This is a genomic window from Anaerobacillus sp., assembly GCF_046314235.1.
GTDB lineage: Bacteria > Bacillota > Bacilli > Bacillales > Anaerobacillaceae > Anaerobacillus.
In genome coordinates this window covers 189,796-203,199 of the sequence record NZ_JBKBWN010000003.1, presented here as the reverse complement: position 1 = coordinate 203,199, position 13,404 = coordinate 189,796, and the positions used below count along the sequence as shown (strand labels likewise).

The 13,404-nt window shown below is 38.5% G+C and carries 12 protein-coding genes; 6 read left to right on the top strand and 6 right to left on the bottom strand.

The window, feature by feature from the left end:
- Nucleotides 1–83 precede the first annotated feature (83 nt).
- Entirely contained in the window at nucleotides 84–1,343 is a 1,260-nt protein-coding gene (locus ACK4M9_RS05105; protein ID WP_409848519.1) for a DHH family phosphoesterase, read from the bottom strand.
- A gap of 208 nt (nucleotides 1,344–1,551) precedes the next feature.
- Between ACK4M9_RS05105 and ACK4M9_RS05100 the strand changes: the two genes are divergently transcribed.
- Nucleotides 1,552–2,187, top strand: coding sequence for a GGDEF domain-containing protein (locus ACK4M9_RS05100; RefSeq protein WP_409848518.1), 636 nt, complete (start codon nucleotides 1,552–1,554; stop codon nucleotides 2,185–2,187).
- Between the two features lie 131 nt (nucleotides 2,188–2,318).
- Here the strand turns inward: ACK4M9_RS05100 and ACK4M9_RS05095 are convergent, their stop codons facing one another.
- A complete protein-coding gene (locus ACK4M9_RS05095; RefSeq protein ID WP_409848716.1) occupies nucleotides 2,319–2,627 on the bottom strand; it encodes a hypothetical protein in 309 nt (102 codons plus the stop codon).
- A 173-nt stretch (nucleotides 2,628–2,800) separates the two neighbouring features.
- Between ACK4M9_RS05095 and ACK4M9_RS05090 the strand changes: the two genes are divergently transcribed.
- Entirely contained in the window at nucleotides 2,801–3,139 is a 339-nt protein-coding gene (locus ACK4M9_RS05090; RefSeq protein ID WP_409848517.1) for a nuclear transport factor 2 family protein, read from the top strand.
- 134 nt (nucleotides 3,140–3,273) lie between these two features.
- Here the strand turns inward: ACK4M9_RS05090 and ACK4M9_RS05085 are convergent, their stop codons facing one another.
- The 4 genes from ACK4M9_RS05085 to ACK4M9_RS05070 form a co-directional block, all read right to left on the bottom strand.
- Entirely contained in the window at nucleotides 3,274–5,463 is a 2,190-nt protein-coding gene (locus tag ACK4M9_RS05085) for a DNA topoisomerase III (RefSeq protein ID WP_409848516.1), read from the bottom strand.
- 129 nt (nucleotides 5,464–5,592) lie between these two features.
- Nucleotides 5,593–5,850: a hypothetical protein gene (locus ACK4M9_RS05080; RefSeq protein WP_409848515.1), complete on the bottom strand. Its 258-nt coding sequence runs from the start codon at nucleotides 5,848–5,850 to the stop codon at nucleotides 5,593–5,595.
- A gap of 108 nt (nucleotides 5,851–5,958) precedes the next feature.
- On the bottom strand, nucleotides 5,959–8,787 hold the full coding sequence (locus ACK4M9_RS05075) for an MMPL family transporter (RefSeq protein ID WP_409848514.1): 2,829 nt from the start codon (nucleotides 8,785–8,787) through the stop codon (nucleotides 5,959–5,961).
- Nucleotides 8,784–9,236 carry a MarR family winged helix-turn-helix transcriptional regulator gene (locus ACK4M9_RS05070; RefSeq protein ID WP_409848513.1) on the bottom strand — a complete coding sequence of 151 codons (453 nt, stop codon included), beginning with the start codon at nucleotides 9,234–9,236 and terminating at the stop codon, nucleotides 8,784–8,786. The genes ACK4M9_RS05075 and ACK4M9_RS05070 overlap by 4 nt, the downstream gene beginning before the upstream one ends.
- 162 nt (nucleotides 9,237–9,398) lie before the next feature.
- Between ACK4M9_RS05070 and rarD the strand changes: the two genes are divergently transcribed.
- The 4 genes from rarD to proC all read left to right on the top strand — a co-directional run bounded on the left by rarD (nucleotide 9,399) and on the right by proC (nucleotide 13,341).
- A complete protein-coding gene (gene rarD / locus ACK4M9_RS05065) occupies nucleotides 9,399–10,334 on the top strand; it encodes an EamA family transporter RarD (protein ID WP_409848512.1) in 936 nt (311 codons plus the stop codon).
- Between the two features lie 108 nt (nucleotides 10,335–10,442).
- Nucleotides 10,443–11,192, top strand: a complete 750-nt coding sequence (locus tag ACK4M9_RS05060) for a YqcI/YcgG family protein (protein WP_409848511.1) — start codon at nucleotides 10,443–10,445, stop codon at nucleotides 11,190–11,192.
- Nucleotides 11,193–11,269: 77 nt separating this feature from the next.
- Complete coding sequence (locus ACK4M9_RS05055; RefSeq protein ID WP_409848510.1) at nucleotides 11,270–12,484, top strand: DUF2515 domain-containing protein; 1,215 nt, start codon at nucleotides 11,270–11,272, stop codon at nucleotides 12,482–12,484.
- 62 nt (nucleotides 12,485–12,546) lie between these two features.
- Nucleotides 12,547–13,341: a pyrroline-5-carboxylate reductase gene (proC, locus tag ACK4M9_RS05050; protein WP_409848509.1), complete on the top strand. Its 795-nt coding sequence runs from the start codon at nucleotides 12,547–12,549 to the stop codon at nucleotides 13,339–13,341.
- Nucleotides 13,342–13,404: the final 63 nt, after the last annotated feature.

The window sequence follows — 13,404 nt, the reverse complement described above, 5'->3', positions numbered from 1 at the left end:
TCGTTGGTGACTGAAACTTTGCTTTGGGACAGCCTTTTATTTTAAGTAATAGCCTAAACAATTTAAAAACTACTTACGTTCTCTCAATGTGAGAACAATTGCTTATCAGTTTCGTTCCTAGATATGAGATAAGGAGCGATGTCTCCTTGCTCGGCAGCATATAGCTTCAGTTCAATAACATTCTCCATCATAAACTGGACAAAAACTTCATCTCTAACAAGCCAAGCTGAGTAATGGCGTTTAATAAAGTTTTCTGCTTCCTGAAACGATGAAAATTCCTCCTCAAGCAATAATCCATTTAATTCTACGATCCACAACTCATCTTCAGTCGAATAAACAAAAAATTGGTCATCATCTCGATTTTCGTAAAGGCAACCGTATGCTGAATTTTTCTGGTTATATTGGTTACGAAACGCGTCTGCTCGCATAGGATCTAGTTTAAATGGCTCTGCGACAAAATAATCATAAGCTTCTGGTGTTAATGAACAACCTGATGCCTTGGCATGACCGCCACCTCCATACTTTCCAGCAATGGCTGAAACGTCGATGTGATCATGAATGGTCCGCAAACTCATCCTCTTCCCACCAACACTTACGATTGCTATATAGTCAAGGTGCGGGTTATCCTTCCCTAATTCATTGCCAAGCTCTGAATGATAGGATTCCGCGTGAACAATTCCAACACAATCATCTTCAATAAATAGTTGAACTAATTCTCGTTTCTTTTTGCGAACATATCGTTGAATTTTCTCTTCCTCTAGGGCTAACATCTTCTCTTCAAAATCATCAAATTTGAATGGTTGATTTGTCTTTAAGCGTTCTACCATCCGTTCTTCAAATTCATCAATCGAAAGCATAAAAAATAAATCATTCAAACGTTTTGCTCCAGTATTACCGTTTTGATCCCATTCCCACGTATCATATTGACGGATCAGTTCTACAAACTGATCAATAGATTTCGTTGCAGTTAACAAACCTTCCTCTAACAAATATTCATAAAATAAACTTGTCGCTGATGCCAACCTACCATCTTCGTATTGGACCGTCACTTTTGCCCAATTATAGTCATTAAAATGAATGGCTGTTTTATGATGGTCAATTAGATGAACCTTGCCGCCTTTCTTGACAAATTGGTCTAACCCTTTTTCGTTATTCTCATTAACAGATAAATCAGTAATAAAAACGATGTCTTCTTTTTTAGGTTTCTCTAAAAAACGTGACACTTGAAAGTCTAACCCCATGACTGAGTTATAACGAATTTCCACATTGCCATCAAAGGCTAATTTTGCGATAATTCCACAGCCAACTCCGTCTAAATCATTATGAGTATATAAACGGTACATCTCTACTCACTCCTACTATCGATATTTAAAATCTGCACTAATAAAATTTAGTATGCGCATTATATCGAGATAGATGAACATATTCATTTCTAAAAACATGAACAATATCAAAGCCCTTCATTTTTTACCTGTTGTAAACTCAATTACCATTATTTTATCTATTACAACGGGCTACAGATCAGACGATAATAACTGTAGGTGATCTAATATGAAACATATCGGAAAAAGAACTTCATTAATTTTAAGTTTAATTGTTTTAGTCGTCGCATTTGTGTATGTCGATTTTAGTAAAGACTTATTTCTCATGTTGTTAATCATTAACCAAATATTCTTTTTATCGGTTGGAATTATGTATGACCAAACGAAGACAAAATCGGAACGAGATCCGTTAACAAACCTTTATAATCGTGCTTTCATTTCTGATAGACTACCTAGGCTATTAAAGAAAAAATCAGATTTAGCAATTTGCATTGTAGATATCGATGCTTTTAAAACGATAAACGATACTTATGGCCATCATGTTGGTGATGAAGTAATTAAACGCATTGCTTACATTTTAACATCAGAAACTCGTAAAACAGACATGGTAGTGCGCTGGGGTGGCGATGAGTTTTTAATTATTGCACCTAATCTTAATACTGAATTCCTCAAATCATTAAATGAACGTATTAACAAAAGACTTGTCGATATCTCAGGACAATACGGCTTCCCAATTGGTGTTTCTATGGGAATAGCTACTTGTTCACAAGATAAGAACTTTGAAGCGATGATCCAACTCGCAGATGAAAACATGTACAGGAGAAAGCGTGAAAAACAAAACCCATTAAACCCTATATACTCATAAGTACGAGGCTGTCCCCTAAGTATCTGTATACCTCCAGGTGTTACTATTCATAGACGTGTACCCTTATGCACTATCTATTTTTAGTACCTTAGGTAACTGATTATTTACTTTGGACCGCCTCTTTTCCTTTCTTATCTAACATATTCCGCTTGAAATGAATTTTCTCCAGCGTGAACAGAGAGTAAGGTATTCGCATAGCCTACTAAGCGATTGATTAATTCATCACTAACTGCATAAACGAGCGGATATAATGTAGGTTCATAGAGCTTAGGATCATCTAAAATAATCGTAGTATTAATAAAAATATCCCGATTGCCCTGAAGATCGTAATGAATAATCGCTTTTCCAACTGCGCCTGAAGAATTCGGATCATTGTAACTCGGTAAAAATACATACCACTCTTCGGCAGTTGTTGAGCGAAAATTTTTAGTGAAATACATTCCGGCGAGTTCTTTCTTAATTTTTTCGCTTAATTCTTGGTTTCTAAGCTCAGCTACATTCTCTTCCATGTAGATTAGACTCCTTATTTGTTTTTATCTATTTTTTACATGGGAGTACATTCTCATTCGAGAAGTGTATAATACATTTGAATACATATGATGGGGGTACATTTATGACTGACATTTCACTACCAGCACAAAAACAATTAGAGGCTTACAATAACAGAGATATCATTGCATTTATGGAATGTTACTCAGAAGCCTGTTTCGTGGAGGATGGCACAGGAAACGTACTAATGGAAAATAAAGAAGCAATGCGAAAACGATATGAACTCCTTTTTGAAGAAAGCCCGGACCTTCATTGCCGCTTAGTGTCAAGGATTGTTCTTGAAAATTATGTCCTTGATGAAGAACGGGTGACAGGCTCTCGAGGCTCAACAGAGGAAAGACATGTTGTCGCAGTATACAAAATTGAAAATGGGTTAATCACTCATGTGAGGTTTTTGAATTAAAAAATACCTTTCCATGTTCGCTTAATAAGTTATAGAAACAAAAAATGGAGTGCGAATGTAAATTCAGTACTCCATTTTTGGGGCTATTCGTATTTTCTCCTAATTTATGAACACAATAATACATGCCCGCTTCTCTACTTCTTCAGTTTAGCTAGTGCCTCTGCAAACGGATTATTAAACGGTTCTTCCTTACCTTTGTTTTGCTGGTTTAAATACTTTGAAACATCTTTTTTCGAGATTTTTGTGTTTTTCTCCTTGTTTCGTCGTTCTGTAAACGTCGATAGCTTCTCACGATGACCACACTTACAAACAAAAATTTGTCCCTCGCCTTGACCGCGAAGTTCAAGCTTCTTCTTACAATTTGGACATCTTGCATTCGTCGTTTGTGAAATCGTTTTTTTATGGCCACACTCACGATCCTGGCAAACATGCATTTTTCCACGTTTCCCATTAACCTCAAGCATCGGCTTGCCACACTCAGGACATTTACTACCTGTTAAATTATCATGTTTAAACTTTTCTTTACTATTTTTTATTTCATTGACTACAAGTTTTGCGTAGCTTTTCATTTCGTTAATAAAAGTATCTTTGTTAAGTTGCCCCTTCGAGATTGCTTCTAACTTCATTTCCCACTCAGCAGTTAAAGCTGGTGATTTTAAGTCTTCAGGTGCAAGATCAAGAAGCTGTTTCCCTTTTGAAGTTACAAAAATGTCTTTGCCTCTTTTTTCAATCAAAAACGTATTAAACAACTTTTCAATAATATCCGCTCTTGTTGCAACGGTGCCGAGACCACCTGTTTTCCCTAACATACGTGCCAGTTCCTTATCATTAGAAGGCATATATTTAGCTGGGTTTTCCATCGCCGAAAGTAATGTCGCTTCGTTAAGCGGTGCTGGTGGCTTTGTTTGCCCTTTTGTTTGCGTGACTGAGAGAACGTTTAACTGCTCACCTTTTGAAATATTCGGTAGCTGTTGATCTTTCAGATCATCTTCCTCACTATCATCAAAGCGGTTTTCATAGACTTCTTTCCAACCATGTGATTGAATAATCTTTCCACTAGCAACAAAAGTTTCTTGACCAATCTTGGCTTTTAGCTTTGTTTGCTCGTATAAAAAAGGTGGCGAAAGTACGGCTAAAAAGCGTTTGATGACTAGATCATAGATTTTGCGCTCTTTATCCGATAGCTTTGCGAGATTAACAAACTCTTCTGTAGGTAGGATCGCATGGTGATCTGATACTTTGCTATCATCTACAAACGATTTATTTGCTTTAATAGAGGATTGCAATACTTTTGCTGCTGCTTTTGAATAAGGTCCGATGCCACAGGCTTTCACACGATCCTTTAACGTTGCTACAATATCCGAAGAAATGTACCTCGAATCAGTCCTTGGGTACGTTAAAATTTTATGCTGCTCATAGAGCTTTTGCATAATTGAGAGCGTCTCTTTCGCTGAATAACCAAAAGCTTTATTGGCGTCACGCTGCAATTCGGTTAAATCATATAGCTGTGGTGCATAGCTTTTTTTAGCCGTTTTTTCAACAGCGATCACTTGAGCTGATTTCGTATTTTTTAACAACCTTACAAGCTCGTCACTTGCAGCTTTATCAAACGTTTTTAGATCATTCGATTTTTGGTCCTGCCAAACAAGCTTAAGTCCTTTGTCTGTTTGCGCAGTAATTCCATAAAAATCTTTTGGCTTAAATTGTTTAATTTCTTCTTCGCGTTTTGCAATCATCGCAATTGTCGGCGTTTGCACGCGCCCACAAGATAATTGCGCATTATGTTTTGTCGTTAATGCACGAGTCGCATTAATTCCAACAAACCAATCAGCCTCTGATCTTGCCACTGCTGAATGATATAAATTTTCGTATTGCTTCCCACTTTTTAATTGTTTAAAACCATCTTTAATAGCTTTATCTGTAACCGATGAAATCCAAAGTCGCTTCAACGGTTTTCTCACATTTACCTTTTCAATAATCCATCTAGCGACTAGCTCTCCTTCACGCCCCGCATCTGTCGCAATAATGACTTCGCCAACGTCTTTACGCAGTAGCTGCGTTTTTACAGCTTGGAATTGCTTTCCGGTCTTTTTAATAACGACAAGCTTTAACTCGTTGGGTAGCATCGGTAAATCTTCTAATTTCCATGCTTTATATTTATCGTCATACGTTTCTGGATCAGCTAACGTCACTAGATGACCTAATGCCCACGTAACAATGTACTCTTGACCTTCTAGGTATCCGTCACCTTTTTTGGAACAGTTGAGCACTCGGGCAATATCTCTACCCACTGAGGGCTTCTCACATAAAACTACTTTTTTCATGAAAAACATCCTTTCAAACTTTCGCTACCCATTACTATATCATATGTTTGAATTGTAGGCACTTTCAGGTGGAGCGCCGTTACTAAAATAACATTAATTCCAAAGAAAAAACACCCGCAAATGCGGATGTTATTCTTGAATTGGATCTGACGTCATTCCTTCTTTTTTTAATTCTTTATTAGTCTTCATACTTTCCATTTCTTTCCCTAGCCTTTTAACCTCCTCAAAATTCGTCGTCATTGTATTTAAGCTTTTATCTTTTATAGGTTCAGTTTTCTTTTTGGAAAGTGGATTTTCTAATTGTTCTTTATCTTTCTCATCATCGATGACGCCACCACCAAGACCTTCATTGATCATTTCATCAATTTGTTCTTTTTCTTGTTTCATTATGTTCATCTCCTTTGAAATGAGTATATGTTTCTATTCCCAAAGACGTCCAAGCTAAAACATCTAAAAAAGAACCAACTCCACCATTAGCAGAATTGGTTCCATAACTTAGATTTTACTTTTAAAAGGCCACCAGTTTTTGTTTCCAAACATCTGTACCATGACTGGAATAAACAATGGTAACATGACAAACGCATAGAGTAATAAACCAGTTAAAACGAGTGTCGCTATTTGGAGCAACGACATCACACCTGAAGGCATCATCGCTCCAAATGTTCCAGCGAGAATAATCGCCGCAGACAAAATGACTGTTCCGATTTGTCCCATTGCTTTCACTAACGCTTCTTTGAGTGGCAGATCTCTCACCAATTCACCAAAACGCCCCATTAAGAAGATTGAGTAATCAACCCCAAGGGCCATCAGCATCACAAACCCGAAGAATGGAACAGCCCAACTAATCCCGGCATGGCCAAGGATGTCGATAAAAACGATTTCCGTAAACGTAATGGAAGCAATATACGTAATAATTAGTGAAGCCATAATATATAAAGGCATCACAAGTGAGCGTAATAAGAAGACAAGAACAATGAAAATACCTGAGAGCATAATCAGTGCTGTTCGATTAAAGTCTTCGTCAGATATCGTCTTTAAATCACGATTCACACTTGCTAATCCACCGATTGAAAAGCGATTATCCTCAAATGGAGTTCCTTTTAAGGCAATCTGCATCCTTGCTTCGATATCATTCACAACATCAATCGCCTCATTACTATAAGGGTAAACATCTAAAATAACGTCAAACTTAGCTATTTTATGGTCAGGTGTTGCAAATGTATCCCAAAGCGGATCTAAGTCACCATCTTCAAAAACGGCCTTAGGAATGAAAAATCCAGACAGAGGATTTACTGGTTGTGCTGCAATTTCTTGGAATAATTCGCGGACCTCACCTAGACCTTCTTCGATTTCTTCAATACCATCAGCAAGCTCATTCATCCCGTCCGCAAGTTCAGCAAATGCGTTCTCAATATCTCCGAAAGCACCACCAATCTCACTTTGCCCCTCACGGACTTTACCAATACCAGATGCTACGTCACCAGTAGCTGTCGCGATTTGTTCTTGACCTGTTCCGATTTCATTTAAGCCGCCCTGAACTTCCGCTATCCCGCCACTAACTTGACCTAAGCCTGCAGCTAACTCATTAATCGCATAGCTAATCTCAGGAGGAAGCATTCCACTAGCGGTTAGCTGGTTCATTTGCGCGGCAATGCCACCAATACTTTCATTAAGCTGCGATAGTCCTACAGCGGATTGCCTTGTTCCAGCACTTAATTTACCCATCTCCGTTTGGATCTGTTTTGTGCCATCTTGAAGATCCTTCGTTCCAGAAACAAGCTGATCTACCTCTTCTTGGGCCGTCCTCATCTCAACTTGACTATCCGTTAACTCAAGCCCAATTTCATGGAGTGCTTCGCGAACTTCCTTAAGTCCATCTAAGACTTCCTCTAAGCCGTTATCGACTTCCCCTACAATGTAAGGAATCGTAAACTCTTCTACTTTTTCACCTTTAGGTCGAGTCGCACTGCGAACTTCTTTAACACCGTCTATTTTTGCAAGTTCATGAGTGACGAGCTCAATATAAGGCATCCACTTTTGCTGACTCCATTCTTCATCGTTTTCCAAGACGACATTGACAGGGAACGCTTGCCCTTCACTAAAATTCTCTGAAACAAGCTCAAAAGCATAGACCGAATCAAATTCGTTACCAATTTCATTTAGAGTATCCATTGAGGTTGCGCCTCGGTGTAGCAACAGCGCTGGTACTATTAATAGTGCTAAGACGATTAGCGTCCAGCCTGGCTTATAAACAGAAAAGCGTCCTAATTTATCCCATAGCCAGCTTTTATTACTAGTTAACTCGCCTCTGGCTGGCCAAAATAATTTTTCACCTAATAAAAGCATTGCCGTCGGTACCCAAACCCAAAGACCAACGATGAGCACAAGGATTCCTACCGCAACACTGACTGCTGAACGGTAAAGATCAAAGTCGGCAAACCCAATTGCGAAAAAGCCAATAAATCCTGTTAAGGCACTATAAAAAACAGTCGCACCTTCAGCTTTATATGTGTCGACCATTGCCTCGACACGACTCTTCCCTAAAATTAGCTCCTCTTTAAAACGCGTCAAAAGTAAAATACAGTAATCAGTTCCAATCCCAAACAGGACAGCAACGATGAAAATTTGCGTGAAGTTTGATACTGGGAAATTTAAGTATTCAATCATGTAGCCGACGATCGAGACACTAACGATATAAGATGCCCCTACTGTAATTAAAGGAACTAGTGGTGCTGCTAATGAACGAAATACAAACAGGAGTATTCCAAGAACAAAAACAACCGTAATAATTTCCGTTTTTGCTAATCCTTCTTCCGAACTAATAATAACGTCTTCAGCAATAATCGCTGAGCCTGTTAAGTATGATGAAACACCGTCTACTTTTACAGCCTTTTCGATTTCAGGTCGCACATAGGTAACTTCTGTAACTCCCATCTTAACCATTAAAACGACGAGCATTGTTGTCTCATCTTCACTAATGAGCATTTCCCTTTGCTCATCACTATCAAAAGGAGTAATGATCTGCTCAACCTTCGCACTACCTAAGTGCGTTCCAATTTGTGCGATTTGTGCTTCAATGTTTTCTAACTGAGTTTGATCTAAGCCCGCATCATCATGATAGACAACAAGAACCGCCTCACCAGTAGCTCCGCCATGCTCTTCCAACATATCCGCCTTTATTTTGGATGGAAAACCATCTGGAACGGAAATTTGCCCTTTTTCACGAACGAGTTGCTCCATATTCGGTGCGTTTAAATGAAGCCATGCTCCAACCGCGATCCATAAAAGAGGCAAAATAAAAACCCATCTGTAATTACGCATCATCTGTCTATCTCCTCTTTCTCTCGTATCATATTATTTATTTTTTCATAAACATTTAAAAAAGCTGCTACTTCATTCGGTTCCAACTGCTCAAAAAAACTGGAAATAAAGGAAATCATCGCTTCTTCAGAATGTACATAAACCGCTCTGCCCTCTTTAGTTAGTGCTAAGTAAACAGAACGCCGATCCTCGGGGTGCGCTTTACGTACAATCAAGCCTTTCTCTTCAAGACGTACTGCTTTTGCAGTTACCGCACTTTTATGTACGCCACATTTATCAGCGATTTCTTTCAGTGTCAGCTCGCCATCTAGATAAAGGAAACGAAGCATCCCAAATTGCTCGATTGACATAGGTATAACTTTATCGGAAATTAATGTTTCTAATTTCTTTGTGGCGAATAAATAAACATTCGCATATTGCTCAATAAGTTCTTTCATTTTTTGTTGATTCATTGTTTGGCTCCAATCAAGTAGTTTACCCCCTAAACAGTTTATAACCTAAACTAGTTTTCGTAAAGGAAAATGTTTTTTTCGAATGCCGAAATTTTTCATTTACTAAATTGCTTTATCTAGATAAAATGTGTAAGAGGAAATCGAAAGAAGTGAGGGTATGCAATGGGGAAAAAAATCGATCAACACGGAATTGGATTGTTAACAGCATTAGGTGCTTATTTTTTGTGGGGAATTTTACCATTGTATTGGAAATTAGTAAGTCACGTACCTGCTAGCGTTGTCCTTGCTCATCGAATTATTTGGTCATTAGTTTTTATGTTTGGAATTTTACTAGTTATGCGAAAAATTCCGACTTTCTTTCAAGAAGTTAAATCAATTTTCACACATAAGAAACAGCTAGTTTTCATTACATTAGCAGCTTGTTTTATAAGCTTTAATTGGTTCACGTACATTTGGGCTGTCAACAATGGACATTTAGTAGAGGCTAGTCTTGGCTATTATATTAACCCCCTCGTCAGTGTCATTTTTGGAATGATCTTCTTTAAGGAAACATTAACGAAATGGCAGACGATTTCGTTTTTATTAGCGGCTGTTGGTGTTCTCATATTAGCTATTTATACGGGAGGAATCCCGTTTATATCACTAACGCTTGCAGTTAGTTTTGCCTTTTACGGAGTAATTAAGAAAAAGGTAGACGTAGGCGCATTAACAGGGCTTGCTGTAGAAACCGTATTAGTTACGCCCGTAGCTCTTATTTATTTAACGATCGTCTATTCTTCAATTGGAGATGCTTTCTATCTCAGTTCGTTATCAACGTTTACACTACTTGTAGGTGCTGGAGCAGCAACTGCCATCCCATTACTTTTATTTGCGATTGGAGCTAGAAGAATTCCATTAGCAACGATTGGTTTTTTACAATATTTAGCACCTACAATTTCACTTCTCATCGGGATTTTCTTGTTTGGTGAAAAATTTAGTGGCATCCACTTTCTTGCTTTCTCGTTTATCTGGGTAGCGTTAGCGATCTACACTTTTTCTAAAACAAAGCTCTTTAAGCGCCTCCAACATGTACCACTAGAGAAACAACCAGCAAGTTAACATTTGTAGGTGCTCCAAAAATAACAACTTATTTTAAACTTGGGCATTTCGGACAGTCACCCTCCTCCTTACACGGCAATATTCTGTGGTGTAAGGAGGAGTTTTTCCATGACGCAACTTTTTAACACAAAGCAAATTAATTCTGGGCAACCCTCGTTAGAAACTTGGCAACTACAAGCTTACGAAGCATTCGCTTCAAAGATGAGTGACAAGGAAAACTTATTTCCATGTATTCCGGCAACGCAAGGTTTCCATCTCAACCATTTCCGATATGGGTTCGTTTCTGATCCACGCAAAGATGCAGCTGTTACTGAATTAGCAGTTATACTAAAGAAATACAGTGAAACATCAAGAAGCACTGGAAACCTTTCATCGCTTGTTGTTCTATTCGAGACACCAGAAGCTCTCCGAAATTCCTTTTCAGTAACTGATTATGAAGAGCTATTTTGGTCATTACTCAATCAGCTTAGTGATAAGGATGAAAAAAATTGGCCAGATCATATTCCTGTTGACCCTAGCGAAAATGCTTGGGAGTTTTGTTTTCACGAAGAGCAATATTTTGTTTATTGCGGTACTCCAGCCCATCTTAACCGCCAAAGCCGGCATGGAGAGGTTTTCACATTGGCGATTACACCTCGCTGGGTATTAGATGAATTGAACTCCTCTCCTATTTCAAACGAGAAGCTAAAGAAGAAAATTCGCCAACGATTAGCTGATTATGATACAGCACCTGCCCATCCAGAGCTAAAAAAGTATGGTGAAGAAGATAATTATGAATGGAAACAATATTTTTTACGTGACGATGACACAAGCCTTTCAAAGTGCCCCTTTCATAAGCTGTGGAAAGATAAGTCTTAGCGGCGAATTAGGTATTAATCACCTTAGAAGAACCATTAAATCCCCCTAATCATATTTTGAATAATGGAGGGATTTTAATGATTGATAAAATGAAGACTATCGTCCAAAAAGCTATTGAACTTCCAAAGTACGGATATGATCTACTCATTGATTCTCACGAATTAAATAAATACGAAAAGAACACCCCTATAAGGTGGAACAAGCTTGCTTTTAATAAAGATTTATTAAAAAGTATGGAAACTCAACTTAAGTATTCTACTCCATTTCCTACCGCCTTCACTCAATTTGATCGGACGATTGTAAAAGAAATTGAAACAAAAACTAGTAAGTTCAATCAAAACAATGTCACTAGAACAAAAGCCTACCTTGATTTTTACCGTAAGCACCCAGAAATTCATTGGGCCCTTATAGCCCATCTCGTTTCTAGAAATGGTGGCTGGAACATGACCGATCTACGAGGTAGCATCTTAGCAAAAATACTACCAACAAAATCTCGCAACGACTTTTTCTCTTTTTTGGAACGGGCAAATGTGTTAATTTTTCATGATGTTTACCCGCAACTGTTACTATATGAGGCTAGTAAACAAAGAAACAAAAATTTATTTTATTTACTACCAAAGTTCTCTGTCTCACAATTTATGCGCCCATTTTGGGACTACTTTTTCAAAAACAAAGATAGTCAGCTACTTACTGTCGCCCTGATTATTAATGAACAAAACTACATTGAAAAAAGAGTCGTGCAACATCCAATCTATAAAGAAAAAGTCCTCGAAAATATTCTTTTTAAACTTCAAGAATGGCTTCAATTTACGTATGTTTTATTTCCTTATTCGATTAAGGGGAAAAACCGCCTAGCAGGCTTGACTGTAGCAGATTTCACAAATGTACGACATCGTGTAGAGATTGGTAAAAAGCTTTATTGTCTCTTATTTGGCTTTGAACGTTTGTACGATGATATTTATCAATTCGCCTCTTCAGTTCCTCACACAGGCTCAAGAAGCGACTACTGGCCAGAAATGTTTACTAGTGTTGAAGGGAAGGCAGTCCATACCTTTAGTGCCTCTTGTCGCCCGTCAAACCCTACGGTATATAGTCCGACATTAAAAAACGCTTGGTCTGATGTCAGTCATACATTTACTGATACACATGATTGGTTCGATAAAAAGGTCGATATTCTTCATTACTTTCAAGAAGTTCACACACCAACACCATTCGATATTTCAAGACAATATTGTCAAGATGTAAACAAAATGATCGCTGCTAGCTCAGCTCTTGAGATGATCAAGGAATAGCCATTTCCCTTTCTTTCCCTGCTACGATTTGCTATTGTAGATGATGGAAAGGACGTGGACAGATGAATATACTAATGATCGGCGCTGGGAGAATGGCTGAAGCAATTATCTCCGGACTTATCGAACAAAAAGACAAAAACATTACAATTACAGTTACAAATCATACAGATGAAGCAAAGCGGCTCCAGTTAGCTGCCAAGTATGAAATTAATGAGGCTCAAGATTGGCGTACAGTCGTAGGAGAAGCTGATGTAATCATTTCAGCAGCTCCCCCGAGTAGTCATGAAAGGTTATTTCAAGACCTTTCCCCTCTAATCAGTGGACAACTTGTCATTACCGTTGCTGCTGGAATTGACACGACCTTTATGGAAGCAAACCTTCCTAAAGGAACTCCAGTATGCTGGATCATGCCTAACACTGCAGCGCAATTACAAGCTTCCATATCTACGTTTGTTTGCGGTCACTATGTAACAAGTGAGCAACGTCAAACGATCGAAATGATTCTTGCGGCAATCGGCGATTATGAGGAGTTAACAGAGGAACAAGTTCATGACTTAACTGCCGTCACTGGTAGCGCCCCTGCTTTTCTATACTTATTTTGTGAAGCGCTAGAAGAAGCTGCTGTTCGTTATGGAGTGACTCCTGACCAAGCTCGTAAGCTAGTGACAAAAATGGTTGTAGGTTCAGCTAAAATGCTTGAAGCCGGAACTCCAGCAAGCGTTCTACGTGAACAAGTGACAACCCCTGGTGGTTCAACGGCTGCAGGGTTAAAGGTTTTGGCAGAAGCGGATTTCTCTGATCTTATTGGTGCTGCCGTTAAGGCGACAAATGAGCATGCCCGCGGGAGGAAGAACTAATAGAGGCTGTTTAGCTGGGAATGGTTTGAAGAGAAGAAAGTAAATCAGCAGCTTTTTTAGAGT

Coding starts and splice junctions, on each gene's coding strand:
- ACK4M9_RS05080 (WP_409848515.1), bottom strand. CDS start 5,850: ATGAAACAAGAAAAAGAACAAATTGATGAAATGATCAATGAAGGTCTT.
- ACK4M9_RS05055 (WP_409848510.1), top strand. CDS start 11,270: ATGATTGATAAAATGAAGACTATCGTCCAAAAAGCTATTGAACTTCCA.
- ACK4M9_RS05090 (WP_409848517.1), top strand. CDS start 2,801: ATGACTGACATTTCACTACCAGCACAAAAACAATTAGAGGCTTACAAT.
- ACK4M9_RS05100 (WP_409848518.1), top strand. CDS start 1,552: ATGAAACATATCGGAAAAAGAACTTCATTAATTTTAAGTTTAATTGTT.
- ACK4M9_RS05070 (WP_409848513.1), bottom strand. CDS start 9,236: ATGAATCAACAAAAAATGAAAGAACTTATTGAGCAATATGCGAATGTT.
- ACK4M9_RS05105 (WP_409848519.1), bottom strand. CDS start 1,343: ATGTACCGTTTATATACTCATAATGATTTAGACGGAGTTGGCTGTGGA.
- ACK4M9_RS05095 (WP_409848716.1), bottom strand. CDS start 2,627: ATGTATTTCACTAAAAATTTTCGCTCAACAACTGCCGAAGAGTGGTAT.
- ACK4M9_RS05060 (WP_409848511.1), top strand. CDS start 10,443: ATGACGCAACTTTTTAACACAAAGCAAATTAATTCTGGGCAACCCTCG.
- rarD (WP_409848512.1), top strand. CDS start 9,399: ATGGGGAAAAAAATCGATCAACACGGAATTGGATTGTTAACAGCATTA.
- proC (WP_409848509.1), top strand. CDS start 12,547: ATGAATATACTAATGATCGGCGCTGGGAGAATGGCTGAAGCAATTATC.
- ACK4M9_RS05075 (WP_409848514.1), bottom strand. CDS start 8,787: ATGATGCGTAATTACAGATGGGTTTTTATTTTGCCTCTTTTATGGATC.
- ACK4M9_RS05085 (WP_409848516.1), bottom strand. CDS start 5,463: ATGAAAAAAGTAGTTTTATGTGAGAAGCCCTCAGTGGGTAGAGATATT.